Annotated in this window: 25 protein-coding genes; 12 read left to right on the forward strand and 13 right to left on the reverse strand. The window is 70.2% G+C overall.

Annotated elements, in window-relative coordinates; translation table 11 throughout:
* The first annotated feature begins 5 nt into the window (after positions 1–5).
* Genes BLT23_RS13010 through BLT23_RS13040 form a run of 7 tightly spaced genes read left to right on the forward strand, consistent with a single transcriptional unit; the run spans position 6 to position 5,221 of the window.
* The gene (locus BLT23_RS13010; RefSeq protein ID WP_090049423.1) at positions 6–182 is read left to right on the forward strand and encodes an MbtH family protein; all 177 of its coding nucleotides are present in this window, start codon (positions 6–8) and stop codon (positions 180–182) included.
* On the forward strand, positions 179–406 hold the full coding sequence (locus BLT23_RS13015; protein ID WP_090048885.1) for an acyl carrier protein: 228 nt from the start codon (positions 179–181) through the stop codon (positions 404–406). Before BLT23_RS13010 ends, BLT23_RS13015 begins: the two co-directional genes overlap by 4 nt.
* On the forward strand, positions 406–1,701 hold the full coding sequence (locus BLT23_RS13020; RefSeq protein ID WP_090048887.1) for a hypothetical protein: 1,296 nt from the start codon (positions 406–408) through the stop codon (positions 1,699–1,701). The genes BLT23_RS13015 and BLT23_RS13020 overlap by 1 nt, the downstream gene beginning before the upstream one ends.
* A complete protein-coding gene (locus BLT23_RS13025; protein WP_090048889.1) occupies positions 1,698–2,714 on the forward strand; it encodes a 3-oxoacyl-ACP synthase III family protein in 1,017 nt (338 codons plus the stop codon). The genes BLT23_RS13020 and BLT23_RS13025 overlap by 4 nt, the downstream gene beginning before the upstream one ends.
* Before the next feature lie 8 nt (positions 2,715–2,722).
* Positions 2,723–4,579 carry an HAD-IIIC family phosphatase gene (locus BLT23_RS13030; RefSeq protein WP_090048890.1) on the forward strand — a complete coding sequence of 619 codons (1,857 nt, stop codon included), beginning with the start codon at positions 2,723–2,725 and terminating at the stop codon, positions 4,577–4,579.
* A complete protein-coding gene (locus BLT23_RS13035) occupies positions 4,572–4,814 on the forward strand; it encodes an acyl carrier protein (protein ID WP_090048892.1) in 243 nt (80 codons plus the stop codon). The genes BLT23_RS13030 and BLT23_RS13035 overlap by 8 nt, the downstream gene beginning before the upstream one ends.
* Positions 4,811–5,221, forward strand: coding sequence for a VOC family protein (locus BLT23_RS13040; protein ID WP_090048894.1), 411 nt, complete (start codon positions 4,811–4,813; stop codon positions 5,219–5,221). Before BLT23_RS13035 ends, BLT23_RS13040 begins: the two co-directional genes overlap by 4 nt.
* A gap of 3 nt (positions 5,222–5,224) precedes the next feature.
* On the opposite strand, the gene BLT23_RS13045 is transcribed toward BLT23_RS13040, so the two are convergent.
* Together BLT23_RS13045 and BLT23_RS13050 are read right to left on the reverse strand one after the other, a co-directional pair.
* On the reverse strand, positions 5,225–6,604 hold the full coding sequence (locus BLT23_RS13045) for a 5'-methylthioadenosine/S-adenosylhomocysteine nucleosidase family protein (RefSeq protein WP_176946723.1): 1,380 nt from the start codon (positions 6,602–6,604) through the stop codon (positions 5,225–5,227).
* A 74-nt stretch (positions 6,605–6,678) separates the two neighbouring features.
* Positions 6,679–7,788: a TIR domain-containing protein gene (locus tag BLT23_RS13050; RefSeq protein ID WP_176946724.1), complete on the reverse strand. Its 1,110-nt coding sequence runs from the start codon at positions 7,786–7,788 to the stop codon at positions 6,679–6,681.
* Between the two features lie 100 nt (positions 7,789–7,888).
* Between BLT23_RS13050 and BLT23_RS13055 the strand changes: the two genes are divergently transcribed.
* Positions 7,889–8,374: a GNAT family N-acetyltransferase gene (locus tag BLT23_RS13055; RefSeq protein WP_176946725.1), complete on the forward strand. Its 486-nt coding sequence runs from the start codon at positions 7,889–7,891 to the stop codon at positions 8,372–8,374.
* Between the two features lie 1,129 nt (positions 8,375–9,503).
* Here the strand turns inward: BLT23_RS13055 and BLT23_RS13060 are convergent.
* Positions 9,504–10,574: a helix-turn-helix domain-containing protein gene (locus BLT23_RS13060; protein ID WP_245743921.1), complete on the reverse strand. Its 1,071-nt coding sequence runs from the start codon at positions 10,572–10,574 to the stop codon at positions 9,504–9,506.
* A gap of 267 nt (positions 10,575–10,841) precedes the next feature.
* Between BLT23_RS13060 and BLT23_RS13065 the strand changes: the two genes are divergently transcribed.
* Complete coding sequence (locus BLT23_RS13065; protein WP_090048898.1) at positions 10,842–11,417, forward strand: hypothetical protein; 576 nt, start codon at positions 10,842–10,844, stop codon at positions 11,415–11,417.
* 12 nt (positions 11,418–11,429) lie between these two features.
* On the opposite strand, the gene map is transcribed toward BLT23_RS13065, so the two are convergent.
* Positions 11,430–12,215 (reverse strand): type I methionyl aminopeptidase, encoded by a 786-nt coding sequence (gene map / locus BLT23_RS13070; RefSeq protein ID WP_090048900.1) that lies wholly within the window; start codon positions 12,213–12,215, stop codon positions 11,430–11,432.
* A gap of 121 nt (positions 12,216–12,336) precedes the next feature.
* On the opposite strand from map, the gene BLT23_RS13075 reads away from it, so the two are divergent.
* Both BLT23_RS13075 and BLT23_RS13080 read left to right on the forward strand, forming a co-directional pair.
* A complete protein-coding gene (locus BLT23_RS13075; protein ID WP_090048902.1) occupies positions 12,337–12,894 on the forward strand; it encodes an EF-hand domain-containing protein in 558 nt (185 codons plus the stop codon).
* A gap of 53 nt (positions 12,895–12,947) precedes the next feature.
* Complete coding sequence (locus BLT23_RS13080; protein WP_090048903.1) at positions 12,948–14,690, forward strand: serine/threonine-protein kinase; 1,743 nt, start codon at positions 12,948–12,950, stop codon at positions 14,688–14,690.
* Between the two features lie 16 nt (positions 14,691–14,706).
* Here BLT23_RS13080 and BLT23_RS13085 read toward each other — a convergent pair whose 3' ends face one another.
* Entirely contained in the window at positions 14,707–14,901 is a 195-nt protein-coding gene (locus tag BLT23_RS13085) for a ferredoxin (protein ID WP_090048904.1), read from the reverse strand.
* Positions 14,898–16,112, reverse strand: a complete 1,215-nt coding sequence (locus BLT23_RS13090) for a cytochrome P450 (protein WP_090048906.1) — start codon at positions 16,110–16,112, stop codon at positions 14,898–14,900. Before BLT23_RS13090 ends, BLT23_RS13085 begins: the two co-directional genes overlap by 4 nt.
* 74 nt (positions 16,113–16,186) lie before the next feature.
* Between BLT23_RS13090 and BLT23_RS13095 the strand changes: the two genes are divergently transcribed.
* Complete coding sequence (locus tag BLT23_RS13095; protein ID WP_245743922.1) at positions 16,187–16,843, forward strand: TetR family transcriptional regulator; 657 nt, start codon at positions 16,187–16,189, stop codon at positions 16,841–16,843.
* Here BLT23_RS13095 and BLT23_RS13100 read toward each other — a convergent pair.
* The 7 genes from BLT23_RS13100 to cysD are packed head-to-tail and all read right to left on the reverse strand — an operon-like array spanning position 16,833 to position 23,338.
* Positions 16,833–17,138 (reverse strand): hypothetical protein, encoded by a 306-nt coding sequence (locus BLT23_RS13100; protein WP_090048909.1) that lies wholly within the window; start codon positions 17,136–17,138, stop codon positions 16,833–16,835. The genes BLT23_RS13095 and BLT23_RS13100 overlap by 11 nt on opposite strands.
* 47 nt (positions 17,139–17,185) lie before the next feature.
* Positions 17,186–17,644 (reverse strand): SRPBCC domain-containing protein, encoded by a 459-nt coding sequence (locus BLT23_RS13105; RefSeq protein WP_090048911.1) that lies wholly within the window; start codon positions 17,642–17,644, stop codon positions 17,186–17,188.
* The gene (locus BLT23_RS13110) at positions 17,641–18,420 is read right to left on the reverse strand and encodes an SDR family oxidoreductase (RefSeq protein ID WP_090049429.1); all 780 of its coding nucleotides are present in this window, start codon (positions 18,418–18,420) and stop codon (positions 17,641–17,643) included. The genes BLT23_RS13105 and BLT23_RS13110 overlap by 4 nt, the downstream gene beginning before the upstream one ends.
* Positions 18,420–19,568, reverse strand: coding sequence for a sulfotransferase family protein (locus BLT23_RS13115; RefSeq protein ID WP_090048912.1), 1,149 nt, complete (start codon positions 19,566–19,568; stop codon positions 18,420–18,422). The genes BLT23_RS13110 and BLT23_RS13115 overlap by 1 nt, the downstream gene beginning before the upstream one ends.
* Entirely contained in the window at positions 19,565–20,617 is a 1,053-nt protein-coding gene (locus tag BLT23_RS13120; protein ID WP_218133731.1) for a DUF1214 domain-containing protein, read from the reverse strand. Before BLT23_RS13120 ends, BLT23_RS13115 begins: the two co-directional genes overlap by 4 nt.
* Before the next feature lie 58 nt (positions 20,618–20,675).
* Positions 20,676–22,451, reverse strand: a complete 1,776-nt coding sequence (gene cysC, locus BLT23_RS13125) for an adenylyl-sulfate kinase (protein WP_090048915.1) — start codon at positions 22,449–22,451, stop codon at positions 20,676–20,678.
* Positions 22,451–23,338, reverse strand: coding sequence for a sulfate adenylyltransferase subunit CysD (gene cysD / locus BLT23_RS13130; protein ID WP_218133732.1), 888 nt, complete (start codon positions 23,336–23,338; stop codon positions 22,451–22,453). The genes cysC and cysD overlap by 1 nt, the downstream gene beginning before the upstream one ends.
* Positions 23,339–23,375: the final 37 nt, after the last annotated feature.

Below are 23,375 nucleotides of genomic sequence, written 5' to 3' on the forward strand. Positions count from 1 at the left end.
TCTTCATGACGCACCGAGTCGTGGTGAACGACGAGGAGCAGTACGCGCTCTGGCCCGCCCGCAAGAACAACGCGCCCGGCTGGCGCGACACCGGGTTCGGCGGCACCAAGGAGGAGTGCCTCGCGCACATTGGTCGCGTGTGGACGGACATGCGCCCGCTCAGCCTGAGAGGACGGTCATGACCTTCACGGAGGTGGTGGCGGGCGCGCTGGACGTCGATCCGGCGCACGTCACCGACGAGGCGGGGCAGGACACGCTGCCGAGCTGGACGAGCATGCGGCACATCCAGCTGATCGTGATGCTGGAGGAGACCTACGGCCTGTCCTTCGACTACGAGGAGATCGCCGGAGCGCGGACCGTCCGCGACGTTCGCGGCGTGTTGCGGGCCAAGGGGGTCGACGTCTGATGGACGCACGCATCCGCTGGCAGGAGATCGCCAGGGAAAGCGCCGAGCCCGTGGTGCGAGTGGGGCTGCTGGCGAGCTACACGATCGACCCGCTGATCCCGTACGTGGGCGTGGCGTTGCACGAAGCCGGGTTGCCGGTCTCCTTCACCGCGGGGCCGTTCAACCAGATCGTGCAGCAGTGCCTGGACGACACGTCGGTGATGGCGGCCGCGCGGCCGGACGTGCTGGTGGTGGCGCCCCGGTTCGAGGAGCTGGGCGAGGAGTTGGACACCGCGGTCGACGCGGCCTGCGCAGCGGCCCGGCGCTGGGGCTCGTTCCTGGTCGTCGTGCTGCCCGCCGTGCCGGAGGACCGGCCGTTCGGGCACCTCGACGACGGCCGCGCCGCCGGGGTGGCCGCCACGGCGCACGAGGTGCGGGAGCCGATCCGGGCGGAGCTGGCCGGACGGCCGGACGCCTGGGTGGTCGACGCCGAACAGGCTGTCCGCGCGGTCGGCACGGACAAGGCCCACCACGCCGTCATGTTCAAGTTCGCCAAGATCCCGTACACCGAGGCCGTGTTCGCCGAGCTGGGCGCGCGGGTGGCCGGTGTGCTGCGGGCGGTCTACGGCGTGACGCCCCGCGTTGTCGTGGTGGATCGGGACGGGTCGGACGAACCGGTGAGGTGGCTGCGTGAGTCCGGTGCCCGGCTGGAGTTCCGGGACGGGCAGGAGGACGTCGCTGCGGTGGCGGAACGCGCCGGGGTGCCGGCGGGGGCCGCCGTGCTGCTGCGGCTGGGCACCAAGCCGGAGGCGTGGCGGGACGAACTGGTGCGGTCAGGGCTGCTGGACCGCCTGCCGCCCCCGCAGGCCGCACCACGGCGCGCCGGGCGCACCACCACCCGGCCCGCGCTGTCGCTCGTCGACTTCATCGGCGGGCTGGACGTCGAGGTCGCCGTCGCGCCGGTGACGCCCGACTCGGCCGCCAAGGTGGCCGAGGTCGTGGCCAGGGCCAAGGACTTCACGCTCGGCACCGGAGAGCTCGACCTGACCGGGGACCGCGAGGTGTTCGCGGTCAGCGTGCGCGACAAGTTCGGCGACTACGGCATCAGCGGCGCCGTCGGGATCAGCGCGGAGGGCGTCGTGGACGTCTTCTCGCTGTCCTGCGTCGTGCTCGGCAAGGGCGTGGAGGACTCCGTCCTCCAGTGGGTGCGCGACGAGCACGGCGACATCGCCTTCCGGCACCGCCGCACCCCGCACAACCAGATCACCGCCGGGTTCCTCGCGGACGCCGGAGCGAGAGTCGAGGAGATCGCATGACCGTCCACTTCGGAGTGGTGTCGCTCGGGCACGTGCTCGGCGACCCCGTCGACGTCGCCACCGCGGCCCCCGACTACACCGCCGACGTCGACCGCGTGCTGGGCTGGGGCTACCGCACGTTCCACCGGGCCCCCGACGGCGTCGGCCTGACCGACCTCGCCGCCGAGGCCGGTGCCAAGGCGCTCGGCGACGCGGGCGTGCAGCCGCACGAGGTCGACCTGCTCGTGCTGGCCATGTCCGACCTGTCCGAGCACCTCTACTGGGACGCGGCGGGCGCCACCCAGGCCAAGATCGGCGCCCGCGGCTCGGAGAACGTGCTGCTGACCCAGGCGTGCGGCGGGGGAGTGGCCGCGTTCGACGTCGTCGCGGGCAAGTTCGCCACCCACCCGGACTACCGCACCGCGCTCGTCATCGGCGCCAACCGGGTGTGCGAGCCTTACTGGAACCGCATGGAGATCAACACCAGCATCTTCTCCGACGGCGCCGCGGCGGCCGTGGTGCGGCGCGACCACCCGCGCAACCGGTGGCTGACCACCGAGATCATCAGCGACGGCCGGTACGCCGACTTCATGATGATGGACGCCGGAGCCGCGGCCCGCCCGTTCACCGGGCAGGAGGTCGTCGGGGTGAAGAGCCCGCAGAAGCGGCTGGAGGAGTTCTTCGCGGGCGACATCCGCAAGATGTTCGAGTTCGTCTCGACCATCCGCACCAACAACCACGAGGTCGTGCGCAGGGCGTGCCGGCGCGCCGGGATCGAGCCGGGCGACCTGCGCAAGCTCCTGCACCTGCACGACAGCGTCCCGGCGATGACGTTGCTGGCCAAGGACCTCGGCATGGGTCCGGAGTGGACGAACACCGAGATCGCGCAGGCGCACGGGCACGTCGGCTGCGCCGACCAGCTGATCTCGCTGGAGCACTGCCTCACCACCGACCAGCTCACCGACGGCGACGTCGTCGCATTGACCAGCACGGCCAGCGGCATGCACTGGCTCTGCACGCTCCTGGCGATCTGAGGGGAATCATGGAGACCAAAGAACTTCTGGCGCGCATCCGCGGCCTCGGCCAGCCGGACGCCACCGCCGACCCGGCCCTGCTGCGTGACCTCGGCACGCTGACCGACGTCCCGGCGCTCGTCGAGGCCGGACGCCTGCTCGCGAAGGTACCGGCCGAGCTGCTCGGCAAGCTCAAGCCGTTGCGCGTGGCCGTCACCGGCACGTTCACCGCCGCCGCGGTCGCACCACTGCTGCGCGTCGCCCTGCTGCGCAAGGGAATCGCGCCGGAGATCCACGTGTCCGGCTTCGACCAGCTGGCCACCGACCTGAGCGACCCGGACTCGCCGCTGGCCTCGTTCGCGCCGCAGATCACCCTTTGCCTGCTGCACGACGACTGGTTCGTGCCCTCGGCCTGGGACGACGCCGAGGCGTTCAGCACCGCCGTCCGCGGCCGTTACGCCATGTTCGACAACCTCGTCGGAGCGTTCACCGAACGGTCCGGCAGCGCGGTGCTCGTGCACACCGTGCCGCTGTCGCCCGTCGAGATGCGCGGCGTCGTCGCGTTCGACGGACGCGCGGCGCTCGGTCGCACGTGGCGCGAGCTCAACAGCGACCTGCTCGGCATGGCCCTGCGCCGTCCCGGGGTGCACGCGCTGGACCTGGAGGCGTACCTGGTCGACACCCCGGCCCGGCTGCGCGACGAACGCCTGTACCGGTTCGCCAGCTCCGCCTGGACGCCCGAGGTCGAAGCGGTCTACGCGGCGGAGGCGGCGAACTTCTGCGGCGCGTTCCTCGGCCTGGCCAAGAAGGTGCTGGTCCTCGACCTGGACAACACGCTGTGGGGCGGCGTCGTCGGCGACGACGGCCCGAGCGGCATCCAGATCGGCCCGCTCTACCCCGGCAACGCGTTCCGCGAGATGCAGCGCCGAGCCGTCCAGCTGCGCAAGCAGGGCGTGGTCCTCGCCCTGTGCAGCAAGAACGAGGCCACGATCGTCGACGAGGTCCTCAACCACCACCCCGACCTCGTGATCCGTCCGGACGACATCGCCGCCAGAGCGGTGAACTGGGACCCGAAGGACCACAACATCCGGGGCCTCGCCGCCCAGCTCAACCTCGGCCTCGACAGCTTCGTCTTCGCCGACGACAGCACGTTCGAGACCCAGCTGGTCCGCGGCTCGATCCCCGAGGTCACCGTCGTGCACCTGGACGGCGACCCGGCCGACCACGTGACGGCGTTGCAGCGCAACGGTTCCTTCGACGTGCTGACCACCACCGCGACCGACCGCGACCGCACCAAGCTCTACAAGGCCCGCGCCGAACGCACCGAGTTCGCCGGCTCGTTCAGCTCGGTGCGGGACTACCTGCGCAGCCTGGAGATCCAGGTCTCCGTGCGGGAGGCCGACGAGTTCAGCCTGCCGCGCCTGGTCCAGCTCGGCCAGCGCACCAACCAGTTCACCATGACCGGCGCCTCCCACCCCGAGTCCCGCACCCGCGAGATGGCCGCGTCCGACGACCACCTCGTGCTGGTTTTCGAGGTGGCCGACCGCTTCGGCGCCGAGGGCATCGTCGGCGGGGTCTGGGTCTCGAAGCACGAAGACCACTGGCTCATCGAGAACTTCGTGATGAGCTGCCGCGTCTTCACCCGAGGCGTCGAGCACACCGTCACCCAGCACATCGCCGACCGTGCCGCCGAGGCGGGCGCCCTCCGGCTGGAGGCGGACTTCACCGCCACCGGCCGCAACAAGGCGGCCGCCGCCTTCTACCCGGACGCCGGCTTCACCCGCGTCACCGAGAACCGCTTCACCCTGCCACTCGTCCCGAGACCGCAGATCGGTCCGGATTGGACGAACCTCGTCGCGTTCGAAAGGGAGTCAGCCGATGTCTGAGGTCTTCACCGGGGTGGCCGACCTGGTCGGCCAGGTCACCGACCTGCCGCCCGAGGACATCTCGGCCGAAGCGCGTTTCGACGCGCTGGCCAACTGGACCAGCTACGACGCTTTGCGCCTGCTCACCGGCATCGAGCAGCACTTCGCCGTCCGCCTGGACCTCCAGGAGTACTTCGCCATCAAGGACGTCGGCGGCCTGGTCACCGCCATCGCGGCAGCACAGGGGAAGCCGTGATCCTGCGCATCGACCACGTCGGGCTGGTCACCGCTGACCTCGCGGCAGCGGCGTCGAGCCTGGCCCTGCTGGACCTGAAGCACACCTACGCCGACGACGTACCCGCCTACGGCGTGGCGACCTCGTTCTGGCAGTGCCCCGGCGACACCACCTCGATCGAGCTGGTCGCTCCTGCCCGCCCGGACGCCGCCGTCCACGGCCACCTGGCACGCCTCGGCCCCGGCCTGAACCACGTGGCGTTCGAGGTCGACGACATCGACGCGGACCTGGCCGCCCTGCAGGACCGCGGCGCGATCCTGGTGGACGAGACACCGTGCCAGGGCGGCCGTCCGGGCCTGCGGGTGGCGTTCGCGCACCTCGGCCCGGCGACCGGACTGCTGGTGGAGCTCGTCGACTACGGCCGGTAGGACTCAGCAGGCCCGCCGGAAGGCGTGGTGCAACCGGGCGGTGAGGTCCTCCGCGGCCTCTCCCGCCCGGTCCAGCAGCACGGGGAGGGGCACCGCCTCCTCCGACAGCACTCGGAGGTGCGCAGCGGTGCAGAAGCCACCGGCGCGGCTCTCGGCGAGTCCCGCCGCCGGTTCCAGCCCCGCCGCCAGCACGACGGCCGCGGGCGTGGGCAGCCCGGCCAGCTCGGCGAGCCAGCGCAGGGACCGCTCGATCCGGGCGTGCAGCTCGTCGCGGTCCAGCACCGGCCCGCGGGCGTCACCGGGCAGCGGCAGCCACGCCGACCGCTGCCCGGTGCGGTGCACGGCCAGCCCCCTGTGCCCGTCCGGGCTCGGCGGCGACCGCACCCACGCCGCCTCGCCGACCACGTCGGAGGTGAGCCTCTCCGTGCCGGTGAACAGCCCGCGCGCCCTGCCGTGGTCGGACAGCACGCCCGGCACCTGGTCCAGCCGCGGGGCCGCCAGCCTGCCGTAGTCGTCCAACGGCACGAGGTGCACCTCGACGGCACAACGCTCGACGGCCGACCGCGTGCCGGTCAGGTCCGCCCGCCAGCTCACGTTCACGGGCCCGCTCACCCGGCGAGCCGCGACCGCCCGAGGTGCCGTGCCGAGCAGCTCGGCGGCCACCGCCATGCTGAAGGCCGCCGCGTTGCGGGCGGCGACCGGCTGCCATCCCGCACCGTCGGTCTCGTACTTGAGCCCGTCGGCCTTGTCGCTGATCCCGCGCACCGCCAGGAACGGCGCCCGGTTCAGCTGCGCGGCCTTCGCTGTGCCCGCGCTCTCCTGTTCGATAGCCGCGGCGTCCTCGTAGTTGCGCCGGAGCTGGTCCGCCAGCGGTGTCTCACGTGAGTTCAGCACCACCTCGCCCGCGGCGATCGGCCGGAACCGCACGGCCGAGACGGGGGAGAGCCCGCGGTGCCAGGAGCTCCCGCGGCTGACGTGCCGCGCTATCTGCTCCAACTCGTGGTCCGCGTCCCACGCCTGAGGACGGGCGCGGAACCCCGCGTGGTCCTCGAACCCGCTGTGGTAGCCGTAGATCTTGGTCGCGACCACCACGCTGCCCAGCTCCAGGTCGTCGTGCAGCGCCCCGGCGATCCCGGTGAACAGCACCGCCCGTGGCCGGAACTCGGCGATCGCCCGCTCGGCCAGCACCGCGGCGGGCGCGTTGCCGGCACCCGCCACCGCCAGCACGACCCGTCCACCACCACCGGGAACCCGCCCGACCTCGAACCGCGTGCCGGCGGCGTGACGGTGCACCGCGGGCGCCTCGACGAGGTCCCGGACCGCGGCGTACTCGCTCTCCAAAGCCGTCAGCACGACGACGGTGTCAGTCGGTTCGATGGTCACCCTGGTCCCGTTCCGGCAACGCACTACTGCGGGCAAGCTACCTCCTCGGCCCGCCTTCGCCTTGCGGTGGCGAGTTATTGTCCAGAAACAGGCACCAGAGCCAGCCGCTGGAACACCACCGCGAGCGCCTCCTGCTCACGGCGCGTGTAGCCGAGGAAGAAGATCCGGCGCAGCCGCGACTCCGGGTGGTCGACGACGTGGTCGACCGCCGCCGGGATCATGGCTTCGACGGTCCGCATGACATCCGCCCCCGCCGCTCCCGTACCCAGCAACGGAAACAAAACGCTGCGCGCCTCCGCCATCCCCTCCACAGCAGCGAGCACATTCCGAACGCACGCCCCGACATCACCCACCTGCCGATAACCGGCACCAGGCTCCCCGTGCACCGCCGCAACGTGCACCACATGCCGAACACCGTGGCTGCGCGCAAGTTCGCCGCTGCCGGTGACGAAAACACTGCCAGGCGCGACCGGCCGCCGCTCGACCTGCCCCTTCAGCTCGACCGCCACGACGTCGTCGACCACCTGACCGCCCTGGTCCCTTCTGGCCCCCCAGAACCGGATGATGCCCGACACGCTGAAGTCGGTCGTGCGAGCCATCCTCATGTCGGTGTTCTCGCTGTTGACCCAGACGTCCGCCGAGGTGCACCGGAGGATGTCGCCAGGCACGATCCCGAACTCGCACCTGCTCCCACCCACCCGGTAGACCTCCGCCGCCCCCGACGCCCGCGCGTCATCGGCGAGGTGCGGCAACAGGTTGCGCAGCTCGCGCACGAGATGAGCCAGGTCGTCCTCGATGGTGTAGTGCCGCAACCGGAGGTGCTGGCACCGTGCGAGCGCCTTGATCCCGCCGGGCAGCTCGGCCTCCGCGGGCACCTCGGCGTCCTCGACGAGAACCGGGATCACCCGCATTCCAAGGGAGAAGGCAACACCGATCTCCCGCTGCACCCAGTCCGTCCCCGGCTCACCCAGCAGCTCCCCCCACTGACGGCCGATGACGGCGATCAGCACCCGGCACCGCCCGAGCGTGTCGAAGACCCGGTCGACGAAGTCGTCGCCCAGACGGATCGAACGGGCGGCGAGGAACACCTGGCCGGAACCCAGGTGCTGGGCCAGCGCCTGGTGGACCAGCGTCGCGTATCCGGGCTGGTCCTGGACGCGGTAGTTCACGAACACCGAGGCCATGCCCTCAGGGTACGGTGATCGCGAACCCGTCCGTCCACAATGGACCTCACCGCTCGTGTCACCCGGTTCGGTAACCTGGTGCAGGGGTGGCATGCGCGACTTGACCATCAGACCAGCCCGGCCCGACGACCTCGCGTCGCTGACCTCGCGACTGAGGCAGAACGGGTACTTCGCCGATCGCCTCGCCCGCCAGGCCAGGGGTGACGGGGTACTGCTGACGGCCTGGCAGGCGGGACTGCTGGTCGGCGTCGTCTACCTGTGGCTGGAGGTCGCGGAGGAACCGGAGATCCGCGAGCACCTGCCGGGGACGCCGCTGATCACCCACCTGGAGGTGCACCGCGACCACCGGGGCAAGGGCATCGGGACCCGGCTCATCGGCGCCGCCGAGCACCTCCTGACCCGGTGCGGCTTCACGAAGGTCGCCCTAGCCGTGGAGCTGCGCAACCGCGCTGCTGCCAGGCTGTACACCAGGCTTGGGTATCACGTATGGCCCCATCCCACCGTCAAGTGCCACTCGCCCGCCGACGTCGACAGCCCCGAACGCTTCGAGATCTGCAACGTCATGGTCAAGAGGCTGACCGAGTAGGTACGTGCTCTTGTGCTTGAGGCCGAGTTCGGCCCTGACCTTGTCGAGGTCACCGTCGCAGCAGTTGTGGCCGTAGCGCTCGAGGTGCTCACGCCAGACCTGTCGATCTTCACGCCAGGCACGCACGTAATCGCTGCACCACTGGGGCCGGATGTACTGCGAACGTCCCCAGGCCGCCGTGAGGGAGCCGAGCATCTTGGACCTCCGTCCGGGATCCACCTCGGCCTCCCGCACCATGTTCATCGTCTGGACGATGAACTTCCTCCGCTTGTCCAGGTAGCGGCTCCAGTACGTCGCGTTCGCGTCGGTGAGCGGCCTTCCCTCGTCGAGCAGCCAGAAGAGCCCTTCGGCGATCGTGTCCCCGAACTCCTCCATCCGTGCCCGCTCGTCGAGGTTGAACGGGTCGTACGGCTGCTGGAGCGCGAGCCCGGTGACCGCTGTCGGGCGGAGCTTCTCGCCGCCGAGCAGGAAGAACCAGTCCTCGTTGTAGATCTTGGGGAAGAACGACGACGTCGAACCTGTGCGCACCACGAGTGCGCCGCCGCCGACGAACGTGTCCTGCGGGCCGCCGGCCTCCCGATAGGCGTGGCACACGACGGAGTTGTCCGGGTACCCGCCGATCCGCAGGCCGACTCCGGCGTAGTCACCGGTGAGCGCCGCGGCCCTTTCGAGGTCGAACGCGTCGGGAACGTGGATGTCGTCATCCAAAAAGGCGATCCTCTCCCAGCCTGCCAGCCGGGCGATGAGCAACCCGAGATTGCGTTTGAGGCTGAGGTCGCTGTGGTGCCTGAGTCTCGTCCTCTCCAGCCCGGTGGTCGTCTTGAACTCGGGCAGCAGCCGCGCCGAAGTGCAGCCCACGTCGAGGGCTAGCACTTCCGCGCCGGTAGTAGCTGCCAACGCGGCCACTGCCGGCGCGGAAGTGTCACTGCCGCTGCACAGCACGACGAGCACGCTCTTGAGACGGCTGGCCAAGCTCATGGCGTGCCTCAAAACGCGCGCCCCGCGGATGGTCGGCACGATGATCGCGTCCACGTGCGCCCGGGACGCGGTCTCGGGTGCGCTGTCGAGCAGATCGCGGTGTGAACCGTGGTGGTGCTCGGAGTGGAACGGTGAGGTGGTGGTCAAGGGGTCACATAGCCCATTCGTGCAAGATGTTGTGGGGGTTTGTCCAGTCCGGCGTCACGACCGAACCCTGCACGACCGGTACGCGGCTGAGGATGCTGAAACTCTGCTTGCCCGCGAACCGGTCCAGCGCGTGCGTGGTGTTGCGGCCACGGAATCGGCGGTCGGTCAGGGCGAGGACCGCGCCGAGAACTCCCCGCGAGAAGATCCCGTTGCAGATCGTGACAGTCCGCTCCAGGTTGAAGGGATTCCGTGAGCGGTAGAAGTGTGCGATGTCCTCCTCGAGCACCTGCCTTCCCTCGCTCGTGCGCAACAGAGGGCGGAACGTCTTGAGCGCTCCGTCCTCGACGACCTGGAAACCGCCGACGTCCGAGTCGTCCGGGCGTTCCTGCTGGCGGATCGGCAGGTCGATGCGGTGCAGCATCTCCGCGGTGACCTGGTTCCAGTCGACGCCGCCCAGCAGGACCAGATGACTCGTGTAGGCGACGGCTTCCAACGACAACGACCCGGGGCGCACGTACACGTCGTTGTCGGGGTTCGTCGCGCGGATGTGCCCGTGCAGCTCGAGCAGGGAGTCGAGGTCCGAGTAGCGGTAGAGCGCCACGAAGTCCGGATCTTCCGGATCCGTGGACGGGCGGTCCTGCAACACCCGCTCGGGCAGCTCGGAGCAGACGATCGTGACGTCCTCGTTGAGGGGGAAGCGCCACAGGTCGTCTCTGGACGAGTGCCTGTTGTCGGCCCCGGCTTCGTCCAGAGCCCGGTTCCGCAGGTCGTTGAGCTCGCTCAGCAGTGAGTCCTTGGCGGTCTGCTCTTCGTCGCCGAGCTGAGTGAGCAGCCGGAACGGCCTTCTTTCGACCGAACGGCCGGTGGCGAAGAACGTGGCGTACGCCTCCAGCCGATGAGGAGGTGGCAGTGTCGGGTCGGCCGAACGTTCCCACGACGAGATCAGCGGAACGCTGACGCCGAACGCCTCGGCCAGTTGCTCCTGCGTGATGCGCTTGCCCCGCATGCCTTGCTTGCGCAACGAGCGCAGCCGCCTCGCCAGTTGCAGTGCCGGGTCCTGTGATGCGGAGGCCACGCCATCACATCCTTCAGCTGAACTTCAGTGCAAGGACTTGGCAATACTGGTGCATCGCGGAAGCCGGCGCGACAGTTACAGCGGGTTTCAGTCACTCGATGGTGGATATGCACGCGCTGCATAGGCTATTGCTTGTACTTCAGGCTAGCCTTTACCCTGAACTATAGCTAGAAAGCTAGATCAACTGAAATTAACTGAAGTTCACCGCTCGTCTGGGTGAATCAGTGCCCGTTCCTCCACGCTCGAGATGGTCAGGAGGCGGGAGCCATGAGTGCCCTGTCGATTCAACCGTGTGAGCGCATCATCGTCGCCGTGGGGATGGCGGCGACGACCCGCGGCAACTGGATGATGGCCTACTTCCGCGACGCCATGGTCACGCTGGTCGAGCAGGCGTTCGTGGACAGCGAGGTCGTGCCCGAGTTCCGGCACCCGTACGTCGACCGCGGCGGTCACCTGATGGTCCTGATCCGTCCCACCGACCGGATTCCGAAGACGTTGCTGCTGACCAGGTTCGTGCCCAGGTTGCGCGAACTGCTCGAGGAGCACAACGCCGTGCGGCCTCATCCGTTGCGGCTCAAGGTCGTGATCCACCCCGGTGACGTGACGTGTGACTACCTGGGGTGGTTCGGTGAGGACATCGACATCGCCACCGGTCTGCTCACGGCTCTCATCCTCGAAGATCGCGGAGAGCACCTCGTGCTCGTGGTGTCGGACCAGATCCACCGGTCCGTGATCAGGCACGGCTACGACGGGATCGACGAACGGGCGTTCGTGCCGCTGCCTCGGGTCGAGGTCGCGGGGGAGGAGTGCAAGGGCTGGGTGCACGTGCCTGGCGAGCCGTAGCGGCTTGCCGCGTCAGGACTCCTTGTTCTCGGAACGGCGGCGGGTCAGCACCAGCGGGCCGTCCTCGGTGATCGCCACCGTGTGCTCGGAGTGGGCCGTGCGCGACCCGTCGGCCGAGCGCAGCGTCCAGCCGTCGTCGTCGAAGAGGATCTTGTCGGTGGTCGCGGCGAGCCACGGTTCGATCGCGATCGTCAGGCCCGGCTTGAGCTTCATGCCGTGCTTGCGGCGGCCGTTGTTGGGCACGTGCGGGGCCTCGTGCATGGTGCGGCCGAGGCCGTGGCCGCCGAACTCCAGGTTGCAGCGGTAGCCGCGCTGGGCGGCGATCTCGCCGATGGACGCGGAGATGTCGCCCAGGCGGTTGCCCGGCTGGGCGGCCTCGATCGCGGCCTCCAGGGCGACCTCGGTGGTCTCGATGAGGTGCAGGTCCTGCTCGCTGGGGGTGCCGACGACGAGTGACACGGCCGAGTCGGCCACCCAGCCGTCGATGCTCACGGCGATGTCCATGCTCAGCAGGTCGCCGTCCTGCAGCACGTAGCTCTTCGGCAGGCCGTGCAGGACGGCGTCGTTGACGGAGAGGCAGATGACGTTGCGGAACGGGCCCCTGCCGAAGGACGGCGAGTAGTCCCAGTAGCAGGACTCGGCGCCGCGCTCGGCCAGCATGTGGCGGGCGTGGTGTTCGAGGTCGAGCAGGTTCACGCCCACCGCGGCCTTGGCGGAGAGCTCGTCGAGCACCTCCGCGATGAACTGGCCGGTGACGTGCATGCGCGCGATCTCCGCGGGCGACTTGAGCTCGATCAACGTGTTTCCTCCATCAGGGTGCCGGTATAACAATAACGGCATCGCGGAGACGGCTGAACAACACCACCCAGGAGTGGGATGCCTGTTGCGCCCGACACATGGTGTCACCACAGTGCCGGTCATGAAGCAGGTGCTGCAGCACAGGATCGACTCGACCTTCGCCCACTACGACGTCAACCGCGACGGCGTCATCGAGCTCGCGGACGTCTACGCGCTCGCCAACCGGCTGCTGCGCGCGTTCGGGGAGCCCGCGTCGTCGGAGCGGGGACGCGAGCTGGTCGAGGCGTACGACCGCTTCTGGGAGATGCTGGCCGAGCACTGCGACACCGACCGGGACGGGCGGATCGGGCCCGACGAGTACCGGGGCGCGATGATCGAGGCGTTCGTCGAGGGCGGGCCGATCAACGTCGACCTGCTGGAGGTCGTGCAGTCCCTGCTCGACATCGCCGACACCAACGGCGACGGGCGGGTCGACGCGGACGAGTTCCGGGTGCTGCTGAAGGCGCGCGGGCTGACCGACGAGCAGTGCGTCACGGCGTTCGAGCACCTCGACATGGACGGCGACGGGGCTATCAGCGTGGAGGAGTACGTGGCGGCCGTGCGCGACTACTACACCAACCCCGCCGAGAACACGCCCGGCAGCTGGCTCTACCCGGCCGCGTTCACCCGCGTGCCCTGACGTCACCGGACCGGGTGACATCGCCGGGATGATCGGCTGCGACACTTCCGCGCATGCGCGAGGTGGGCAACAGACGCTACCGGCTGGTCCGCGAGCTCGGCAGGGGCGGCATGGGGGCCGTGTGGCTGGGCCAGGACACCGTCCTCGGCCGCGAGGTGGCCGTGAAGGAATTGCTGCTGCCTCACAACGTCCCCGCCACCGAACGCGCCGTCTACCAGGAACGGGTGCTGCGGGAGGCGCGGATCGCGAGCCAGCTGCGCGACCCGGCCGTGGTCACCGTCTACGACCTCATCTCCGAGGACGACCAGACGTTCATCGTGATGGAGCTGATCAGCGCTCCCACGCTGGACGACCTGGTCGAGCGCTCCGGCCCGCTCACCCCGCGCGCCGCGGCCGTGCTGGCCGGGCAGCTGCTGGCGGCGCTGGAGGCCGCGCACTCGTCCGGCGTCGTGCACCGCGACGTCAAGCCCGGCAACGTGATGGTGCCCGCCAAGGGGACCGCGAAGCTCACCGACTTCGGCATCGCGCAGTCGCTCGACGCCCCCCGCTTGACGGCGACCGGCACGCTGATCGGCTCGCCTGCCTACATGTCGCCGGACCGCCTCGCCGGTGGGGACGCCTCGCCCGCCTGGGACCTGTGGGCACTGGGGGCGACGCTGTTCTACGCCGTGGAGGGCCGCGCGGCGTTCGAGCGGTCCACGACCTCGGCGACCATCATCGCGGTCATGAACGAACGGCCGTTGCCGCAGGTCACCGGCCCGCTGGGGGAGCTGATCACCGGGCTGATGGAGCCGGACCCGGCGCGGCGGATGGACGCGCACCGGGCGCAGCGGCTGGTCGAGCGGGCACTGGCGGGGACCGCCCCCGAGCTGACCACGCCCCTGGGCGGCTCCCAGCCGACCGCACGGCTGAGCGACGCCCGCCCGCGTCCCAAGCCCACCGCGGTCGCCTCCGGCCCGGTCACCCGCAACCCCGTCACGTCCAGCCCTGTGACGCCGAACCGGGGCAACTCCGGCCCGGTCACGCCGCACCGCGTCTCGGGCCCCGTCCCGTCGCCACCGGTCCAGCCAGGCCCGAACACGCCGCCCACCGGCTGGGGCCCCCACCCGGTCCCCGCGCCACCGGTGCCCGAGCCGTCACCCCGCAAGAGCAAGACGGGCGTCATCCTGTCCGCGACGGTGCTCCCGCTGGTCCTCAGCGGCGCCCTGGTGCTGCTGTTCGTCACGGTGGTCAGGCCGTGGCTCGCGAGCACGGACCTCACCACCGGCCTCGGCACCGGCCAGACCAACGGCCAGCAGGTCAACGGTCAGACCGACGGCCGGCAGGGCGACGGCCCGGTCAGCTCGGCGGCGATGCAGCCGGTGCTCACCCTCGGCCCGGACGGCGACATCCAGGGCGACTCGCTGCTGTCGATCCCCAAGGCGTGCTTCACCTGGGTGCCCGCCAAGGGCGCGCCGAAGATGGAGCTCAAGCACAAGGTCGGCTGCTACGCCCCGCACGACGTGGAGCTGCTGGCCGTCGTCCCCGCCACCACGAAGATCAACGAGGACGTGCCGTACCCCGGTGCCGAGGAGCTGACGCGGGTCGGCGGCGCCGGGTGCACGCGGAAGTTCCTGTCCGGCGAGGTGAAGGGCGAGGACAAGGAGAAGTCCCTGCGGTACTGGGTGGTCATCCCGACCGCCGAGTCCTGGAAGGTCAAGACGCTGAGCGGCTACCGCGTGTCGAACCGCATGGTGTACTGCTTCGTCGGCAAGGCGGACGGCTCTCAGGTGGCGGAGCCGATCATGAAGGAGTAGCCGTCCGCCCCTGGTCTCACTCCTCGACGGTGATCGCCGACGCCGGGCACATCTCGGCGGCCAGCCGCACGTCCGCCAGCCGCTCACCGGGCGGGCTCGGGTCCAGCAGCTTCACCAGACCGTCCTCGTCGCGCTGGTCGAACACGTCGTCGGCCGTCAGGACGCACTGCCCGGCCCCGACGCACTTGTCCAGGTCCACCGAGACCTTCACATCGACCTCCAGGTGACGGGCAGCTCGGTCACGCCGCCGGTGAGGGTGGCGCGGACCTCCAGCTCGTCGACGCCCTTGGCGAGCCGCATCTCCGGCAGGCGCTTGGCCAGTGCCGCGAACACCACGCGCAGCTCCGTGCGGGCCAGCGAGGCGCCGATGCAGAAGTGCGCGCCGTGGCCGAAGCCCAGGTGCGTGCGCTCCGGGCGGCCGGGCCGGAACGACTCGGCGTCGCTGTAGACGCCGGCGTCGCGGTTGGCGGCGTTGATCGACAGCACCAGCGCGTCGCCCGCGCGGATCGTCACGCCCGCCATCTCCACGTCCTCCTTGGCGTAGCGCAGGAGACCGAGGTCGCCGGGCGCGCCGAGGCGCATGACCTCCTCGACCACCGCGTCCACGCGGCCCTCCGGGTCGGCGACCAGGTCCTCCCACCGCGACCGCTCGGTGAGCAGGAACAGCACGCCGAGGCCGATGCGGTTGACCGTGGTCTCGTGGCCCGCGAACAGCAGGCCGACGCACAGCCTGACCATCTCCGCGTAGTCGAACGACGGGTCCTCGCTCTGCGCGCGGACGAGATCGGAGATGACGTCCTCGCCGAGCGCGCCGCGCTTGTTCTCGACGAGCCCGATCATGTAGCGGAAGAACTCCTCGCGGGCCTTCTGCGCCTCGTCGCCGATCGCGGTGCCCGCCATCCGCTCGGACAGCGACGCGAACAGCTCGGTGTCCTCCTCGGGAACCCCCAGCAGGCGGCAGATCATGGCGACGGGCAACGGGAACGCGAGGCCGCGGTTGAGGTCGACGACGCCGGTCGTCTCGTGCCGGGCGACCAGCGCGTCGAGGTAGCCGTCGACCAGCTCCTCCATGTTCTCGCCCAGCATCCGCATCCGCTTGGCGGAGAACGCCGGGGTCAGCAGCCTGCGCATGCGCGCGTGGTCGGCCTCCTCGGTCTCGAAGTCGCCGGTCGGGCCGTCCTGGACGGCGGCGGTCGAGATGCGGGACGCCTTCTCCGGTTCCGGGTGCGACCGGCCGAAGCGCTTGTCCCCGAGGAGCTGGCGCACCTCGTCGTAGCGGGTGACGAGCCACGCGGGATCCCCCGCCGGCGTGGTGACGGGAGCGATGGGCGCCTCGCGTCGCAGCACCTCGTAGAGGGGAGCGAGTTCGAGGACGTTCGGCCTGGGCAGCGGCAGCTGCAGGCGCTCTGCGTCAATGCTCATGCACTGACCGTAGCGCTTTCTGGCAGATGCTGCCAATAAATCTCGTCCGGCTGGGGGCGTGGTTGAATCGCCCGATGAAGGACGTTGTGCCGGAAAAGCCGCGTAGGGGCAGGCCGCCCGTGAGCGACGAGCAGCGCGAACGCCAACGCCTCGACATCTCGCGTCACGCGGTGAGACTGTTCGCCTCCCAGGGCGTCGCCGCCACGTCCGGCGAGCAGATCGCCCAGGCCGCGGGCGTCTCCGAACGCACGTTCTGGCGCTACTTCCCGCACAAGGAGAGCTGCGTCGAACCGCTGCTCACGCAGAGCGTCGACGCCTTCTGCGCCGTGCTGCGCACCTGGCCGGCCGACCTGGAGCTGTTCGACCACCTGCGCGCCGCCTACACCCCGGTCACCGGCCCGTCGCCCGACGACGTGGAGGCCGTGCTCGCCGTCGTGCGCCTGACCCACGACGAACCGGCCCTGCGCGCTGTCTACCTGATGCTGCACGAACGGGCGGAGAACGCGCTGGCCGAGGTGCTCGGCCGCCGGCTCGGCCAGTCCGCGGCGACGATCGACGTGCGGGTCCTGGCCTCCGCCATGACCGGCGTGCTGCGGGTGGCGACGGACGACTTCGCGCGGGCCGCCGTCGGTGGCGCCACCGACGGCGTCCTCGAATGCCACCGCGAGGAGCTGGCCAGGGCGCTGGGCCTGGTGCAGCGCGGTCTCACGCAGGCCGCAGCTACGGCGTGAAGGTCGAGATCGCCCAGAGGAAGGCCGCGACCAGCACGACGAAGAACGCGACACCGGTGGCGCCCGCGAGCGCCATCCCGGAACCGGCGGACCGCCACGGACCGGGCGCCACGGCCCTGACCAGGCCACCGGCGAGGGCGGAGCCGAGCGCGACCCAGAAGAACGCGACGACGTAGGCACCGCCCTGCCAGCCGAAGGTGTTGTCCACCAGGGCGACGACGGTGAGGACGAGCAGGACGGCGGGGGTGGCGAAGCCGGCCAGCGAGGCGAGCTTGCCACGGTCGATTTCGGTCACCGTTCGAGAGTGCCGGTGCCGGGAGCGGCCGTCATCGGTACAACTACTCACCGCGCCGCGACGAGTTCCACCACCCGGTCCCGCAACGCCCGCGCCACCGAGTCGAAGCCGTTCCGCACGTACTCCCGCTGCGTCGCGAACACCGCCTCGGCGTACTTCCCGGTGAACGTCTCGAACGTGCGGTAGGAGCACCGCGCGGGCCCGAGCGGCGTGATCACCTGGTCCCGCACGCCCAGCAGCCCGGGGAACGTGTCCCCGGTGTCGTACCGCAACAGCCGGGGTGGCTCCACGACCCGGATGTACTCCCGGCTCACCCACGTCCCCGCCGAACCGTCGGGCTTCGGCAGCGTCAGGTCGATCGGTGAACCGATGGCCAACGTCGTGGAAACCGCGGTGGTGTAAGGGTTCCACTGCGGGTAGCGGGCGTAGTCGAGCAGCACGTCCCACACGAAGGGCGCGGGCGCCTCGATCTCCACCGTCACCGACTCGACCAGGAGTGCGCTCATGCCGGCATGTGCTCCCCTCCGTTGACGTCCAGCACCGCGCCCGTCACCTCGGAGGCGTAGCGGGACAACAGGAACAGCACCGCTCCGGCGCACGCCTCGTCGGCCGGGATGCGGCCCAGCGGGTTGCGGGCGGCGATCTCGTCGTAGACGTCCTGTTCGGACACTCCGCGCGCGTCCGCGGTCAGCTTCAGGTAGTAGCGGACGCCCGGCCCGTCCAACCAGCCGAGCACGGCCTGGTTCGCGCGGATGCCGTGCTCGCCCAGCTCCAAGGCCAGGAACTTGGTCGCGGTCGCCATCGCCGCCTTCGCCACCGCGTAGCCCGCCTCACCGCGCAACGGTTTCCGGGTGGTCATCGTGCCGATGTTGACGATCGAACCGCGTCCTGCCGCCTTCATGTGCGGCACGACCGCGCGGGTCACGTTCAGTGCCCCGAACAGGATGATGTCCATCGACCGCCGCACCGCCTTCTCCGGCGTGTCCAGCAGGTCGAAGAAGCCGGGGTGCCCGAACGCCGAGTTCACCAGTCCGGTGATCGTGCCGAACCGGTCGACGGCGGTCTCGACGAGTGCCGCGACGTCCTCGGTGCGCCGGACGTCGCACCGCACGCCCACGGCCTCACCACCCGCGGCGGCGACGTCCTTCTCCACCTGCCGCATCACGTCGCCGGACCGGGCGGCCATCACGACCTTCGCGCCCTCGGCCGCGGCGCGGACCGCCAGCTTCGACCCCAGGCCGGGGCCGACGCCCGTGACCACCACGACCTCGTCCCGAAGCATCACAGGTAGACCTCCGTGTAGAAGGCGAAGTCGCGCCGCAGCTGTTCCTCGGAGAGCCCGAAGTCCTCCGGCGCGTAGGAATGCGTGCCGTGCCGTTCGGCGCGGTTCCGCTCCAGGTAGGTCTCGAACGCCGCGTCGTCGGCCGGTCCGGCGGTCAGGCCGAGCGCGCCGAGCACCTGGCGTGCGACCTCCAGCGGTGTGGCGACGGTGTCGGTGAAGCGCACGTCCACGAACCGGCCGGGCCGGGCCGCACGGGCGGAGGCGAAGTCCCGCAACGTCGTGGCGAACCGCCGCGACCAGTACCGTCCGATGTGGACGGGATCGACCCGGGAGCTGTACTGGGACGACATCGCGCGCACCATCGAGGCGTACGACGGCACGGCGCTGACGGGCGAGCGGTGCGTCATCACGATCTTGCACGACGGGAACTCGTCCAGAACCGTGTCGACGGCGGTCAGGTGGTGCGGCGACTTGAGCACCCAGGGCAGTGAGCGGGCGGGGTTCTGCCACTGCAACACCTGCAACCACTCGCGCAGTTCGCGGTACGCGGGCCGCTGGTCGGCCGAACGCAGCCAGTCGCCGTAGGACGGCACCCGGTAGAACGAGTCGAAGCTCATCGACACGAACGTCCGGTCCAGCAGCAGCACGTCCTCCTCCGGCCCGTCCCACACGACGGTGTGCAGGTCGCCGAAATCGGGGGAGAGCTGCGAGAACATCCGCATCCGTTCCCGCGCGCGGCGTTTGCGCGGCTCCGCGTCAGGACCTTCGCCGGGGAACGGCAGCGGGTAGGCGACCTCCCACGACAGCGTGGACGTGACCTGGGGCGAGGCGGCCAGCAGCCGGTGCAGCAACGTCGACCCGGTGCGCGGCAGGCCGCAGATCTCGGCGGCCACTTGCACCTCGACGCCGAGCACGGACGGGGTGGCGCGCTGGAACTCCCACAGCCGCAACCGATCGGCCAGCAACGCGGTCAGCCGGTGCTTGGTCAGCTCCAGGCCCGTCGACGACAGCGCGGCCTCGGTGTTGAGGCTGCGCACGAGGGCGCCGAGCGGTTCGCGGAACCAGTCGTCGCCGAAGTCGGTGAGACCGGTCTTCGCGCACGCCATGTCCAGCAGTTCGGACACGTCCAGCTCGGTGGTGACCGTCACCGGACCTCCTCCAGGGGCACCACGCGGCACTTCGGGATCGGGTGCTCGGTGGCGCCGAGCCAGCGCAGCAACGCCGTTCCGGAGCTGTGGCCGCAGGTGTCGACCCAGTTGCCGGCACCGGGATCGCGCTCGGCCACCACGATCGTCAGGCGACCGTCCGGCGACAGCGTGGCGGTGTGCTTGTTGACCGAGGTCCGGCGGCGGTGGTCGAGCGACTCCATCCACCAGTTGTCCAGCTGGAAGTTCCAGTACGGGCAGTCCGGCACGTCGGTCTCGACCACCCACGCCTCACCGGGCCGCAGCGTCCAGTACCCGTGCAGGTAGAAGATCTCCGGGTCGCCTCCGGCGCGCTGGAACATCTCCTGGCCGAAGTCGGGCAGCTCGTTGGGGCGGGCCATGAACGTGCGGGTCCACTGCGCGAACGTCGCCGCGGTGCCGTGCACGGACATCGCGGCGCGGTGCAGCGCCTTCGCCAGGAACTCGGGCGTGAGGTCCGCCGGTGCGTCCGGGCCGCCGACCTGCTCGATGTGCCACGAGCCGGGCTCCTCGGACGTGCGGTCGAGGTAGGTCTGGCGCACCACGAGCCCGGTCGAGTCGGGGGCCAGCGGCAGCCAGTTGCCGGGGTGCTCGGTGGCGCTCGCGATGATCTCCACGGTGCCGTCCGGCCCGATGGTGAGGTCGGCGTCGGACAGCTCGCCGGTCGACGCCGACGTGCCGTCTTTGGCGTACCGGTTGGCCTTCGAGCCGATGCTGAAGTACGCGATGGTGCCGCGCCTGCCGGTGATCCGGTACGTGCGGTCGCCGCGCACGTTCGCGGACAGGTAGACGTTGTCCGGGTTGTCCGCGCCGATCTTGACCAGGTCCAGCTCGTGGAAGCGCGGGAAGTCGGGGTCGGCGTTGTCCAGGCAGGAGTACAGCATCTCGCGGGTGAGCCGGGCGAGGTAGCGGTGGCCCTCGGCGCGGTCCAGCGGTGTGTCCGGCCCGGAGAGCACCACGTCACCGGCCTGCTCCAGCGCCCGGCAGAACCGCGACCACGTCTCGTCCGGCACGGGTTCCTCCCGAATCTAGAACGTGTTCTAGCTGAAGCTACACCATTCCGGACAACGTTCAACAGACGCCGAGCGTGCGCAGCCTCGCCACCACGGCCTCGGCGGCCGCCTCCGGGCTCACCACCGTGGTGTCGAGCCGGAGCTCCGGGTGTTCCGGTGGTTCGTAGGGGGAGTCGATGCCGGTGAAGTTCGGCAGCTCGCCACGCCTGGCCTTGCGGTACAGGCCCTTCGGGTCGCGCTGTTCCGCGACCTCCATGGGCGTGTCGACGAACACCTCGCAGAACTCGTTCTCGTCGACCAGGCCGCGCGCGAACGCCCGTTCCGCCCGGAACGGCGAGATGAACGAGACGAGCACGATCAGCCCGGCGTCCACCATCAGCGCGGCGACCTCGGCGATGCGGCGGATGTTCTCGACCCGGTCGGCGTCGCTGAACCCCAGGTCGGAGCTCAGGCCGTGCCGGACGTTGTCGCCGTCGAGCAGGAACGTGCGCCTGCCTTCGGCGTGCAGCGCCTTTTCCACCAGGTCGGCGATCGTGGACTTGCCGGCGCCGGACAACCCGGTCAGCCACACCACGCACGGCCGGTGGCCGTTGAGCGCGACGCGCGCCCGCTTGTCGACCGTGAGGGTCTGCCGGTGGACGTCCGTGCGGCTCACCGCGAAGTCGATCATCCCGGCGCCGACCGTGGCGTTGGAGAGCCGGTCGAGCACGACGAACGAGCCCAGGTCGCGGTTCACCCGGTAGCTCTCGTACGGCACGGGCGCGTCGAAGTGCACGGTGCCCACGCCGATCTCGTTGAGCCGCAGCTCCTTGGCGGCGGTGAACCCGACCGTGCGGGCGCCGATCTTCGCGAGGTACTGCCTGCCGGGCAGCAGGCCGGACTCGTGCAGCCACACGAGCCGTGCCTGGAACGACGAGGCGACGCCGGGAGGGTCGTCCGCGGCTGCCACCACGTCACCGCGGCTCGCGTCCACATCATCGGCCAGCACGACGGTCACCGACGACCCCGCCGGAGCCTCGGCCAGGTCGCCGTCCATCGTGACGACGCGCTCCACAGTGGACTTCCGGCCGCCAACGCACACCTCGTCACCGGCTTCCAGCGTGCCGCGCAGGACCCGGCCGGACAGGCCGCGGAACGTCGAGTCCGGCCGGTTGACCCACTGCACGAGGAACCGCGACGGTCCGTCCGAAGTCTTGCCGGTGTCGACGGTTTCCAGCCACCGCAACAACGTCGGCCCGTCGTACCACGGGGTCTGCTCGCTGAGTCCGACCACGTTCACGCCTTCGGCCGCGGACATCGGCACGCAGGTGATCTCGTGGAAGTCGAGCTCGCGGGCGAACTCCGCGAACTCTTCGCGGACGCTCTCGAAGACCTCCTGCGAATAGCCCAGCAGGTCCAGCTTGTTGACCGCCAGCAAGACGTGCCGGATGCCCAGCAGTGACACGATCCTGGCATGCCGCCGGGTCTGGTCGAGCACGCCCTTGCGCGCGTCGAGCAGGATGACCGCGGCTTGGGCCGTGGACGCGCCGGTGACCATGTTGCGCGTGTACTGCTCGTGGCCGGGGGTGTCGGCGACGATGAACCGCCGGGCCTCGGTGGCGAAGAACCGGTACGCGACGTCGATCGTGATGCCCTGTTCGCGTTCGGCGGCCAGTCCGTCCACGAGCAGGGCGAAGTCCAGGTCTCCGCCTCGGGTGCCGACGCGTCGCGAGTCCGCTTCGAGCGCGGCGAGGTGGTCGGCGTACAGCAGCTTCGACTCGTACAGCAGGCGGCCGATCAGGGTGCTCTTGCCGTCGTCGACGCTGCCGCAGGTGATGAACCGCAGAAGCTCCATCAGAAGTAGCCCTCCTGCTTCTTGCGCTCCATCGACCCGGACCGGTCGTGGTCGATCAGCCGTCCCTGGCGTTCGGACGTCGTCGCGGTCCGCATCTCCTCCACGATCTCCGCGACCGTGCGGGCCTCGCTGCGCACCGCGCCCGTCAGCGGGTAGCAACCGAGCGTGCGGAACCTGACCAGTTCCAGGCGCGGCTTCTCCGGCAACGGCATCCGGTCGTCGTCCACCATGATCAGCAGGCCGTCGCGGTCCACCACGGGCCGTGGGGCCGCGAAGTACAGCGGCACCACCGGAATCCGTTCACGCTCGACGTACCGCCACACGTCCAGCTCGGTCCAGTTCGACAGCGGGAACACCCGGATGCTCTCGCCGGGAGAGACCCGCGTGTTGTAGAGCCGCCACAGCTCCGGCCGCTGGTTCTTCGGGTCCCAGCGGTGCTGCGCGGTGCGGAACGAGAACACCCTCTCCTTGGCCCGCGAGGCTTCCTCGTCCCGGCGCGCGCCGCCGAACGCCACGTCGAACCGGTGCTCGTCGAGCGCCTGCCGCAGGCCCTGGGTCTTCCACAGGTCGGTGTGCAGGGCGGAGCCGTGGTCGAACGGGTTGATGCCCGCCGCCACGCAGTCCGGGTTGCGGTGCACGATCAGCTCCAGCCCGAGCTCCGCGGCCGTGGCGTCGCGGAACGCGATCATCTCGCGGAACTTCCACGTGGTGTCCACGTGCAGCAACGACAACGGCGGCTTCGAGGGGTGGAACGCCTTGCGCGCCAGGTGCAGCAGCACCGAGCTGTCCTTGCCGATCGAGTACAGCAGGACCGGCCGTCCGGACTCCGCGACCGCCTCGCGGAAGATGTCGATGCTCTCGGCTTCCAGGACGTCGAGGTGGTCCACGCCATCGAGGGTAGGGCCAAACCGAACAACGTTCAAT

Source organism: Lentzea fradiae (assembly GCF_900100955.1).
In the GTDB taxonomy this organism is placed as follows: Bacteria; Actinomycetota; Actinomycetes; order Mycobacteriales; family Pseudonocardiaceae; genus Lentzea; species Lentzea fradiae.

Bases quoted from the DNA above. Each gene is read 5' to 3' on its own strand.
- BLT23_RS13015 (WP_090048885.1), top strand. From the start codon at position 179: ATGACCTTCACGGAGGTGGTGGCGGGCGCGCTGGACGTCGATCCGGCG.
- BLT23_RS13080 (WP_090048903.1), top strand. From the start codon at position 12,948: ATGCGCGAGGTGGGCAACAGACGCTACCGGCTGGTCCGCGAGCTCGGC.
- BLT23_RS13075 (WP_090048902.1), top strand. From the start codon at position 12,337: ATGAAGCAGGTGCTGCAGCACAGGATCGACTCGACCTTCGCCCACTAC.
- BLT23_RS13090 (WP_090048906.1), bottom strand. From the start codon at position 16,112: ATGAGCATTGACGCAGAGCGCCTGCAGCTGCCGCTGCCCAGGCCGAAC.
- BLT23_RS13035 (WP_090048892.1), top strand. From the start codon at position 4,572: ATGTCTGAGGTCTTCACCGGGGTGGCCGACCTGGTCGGCCAGGTCACC.
- BLT23_RS13065 (WP_090048898.1), top strand. From the start codon at position 10,842: ATGAGTGCCCTGTCGATTCAACCGTGTGAGCGCATCATCGTCGCCGTG.
- BLT23_RS13030 (WP_090048890.1), top strand. From the start codon at position 2,723: ATGGAGACCAAAGAACTTCTGGCGCGCATCCGCGGCCTCGGCCAGCCG.
- BLT23_RS13010 (WP_090049423.1), top strand. From the start codon at position 6: ATGACGCACCGAGTCGTGGTGAACGACGAGGAGCAGTACGCGCTCTGG.
- BLT23_RS13095 (WP_245743922.1), top strand. From the start codon at position 16,187: ATGAAGGACGTTGTGCCGGAAAAGCCGCGTAGGGGCAGGCCGCCCGTG.
- cysC (WP_090048915.1), bottom strand. From the start codon at position 22,451: ATGGAGCTTCTGCGGTTCATCACCTGCGGCAGCGTCGACGACGGCAAG.
- BLT23_RS13025 (WP_090048889.1), top strand. From the start codon at position 1,698: ATGACCGTCCACTTCGGAGTGGTGTCGCTCGGGCACGTGCTCGGCGAC.
- BLT23_RS13020 (WP_090048887.1), top strand. From the start codon at position 406: ATGGACGCACGCATCCGCTGGCAGGAGATCGCCAGGGAAAGCGCCGAG.
- BLT23_RS13050 (WP_176946724.1), bottom strand. From the start codon at position 7,788: ATGGCCTCGGTGTTCGTGAACTACCGCGTCCAGGACCAGCCCGGATAC.
- BLT23_RS13105 (WP_090048911.1), bottom strand. From the start codon at position 17,644: ATGAGCGCACTCCTGGTCGAGTCGGTGACGGTGGAGATCGAGGCGCCC.
- BLT23_RS13110 (WP_090049429.1), bottom strand. From the start codon at position 18,420: ATGCTTCGGGACGAGGTCGTGGTGGTCACGGGCGTCGGCCCCGGCCTG.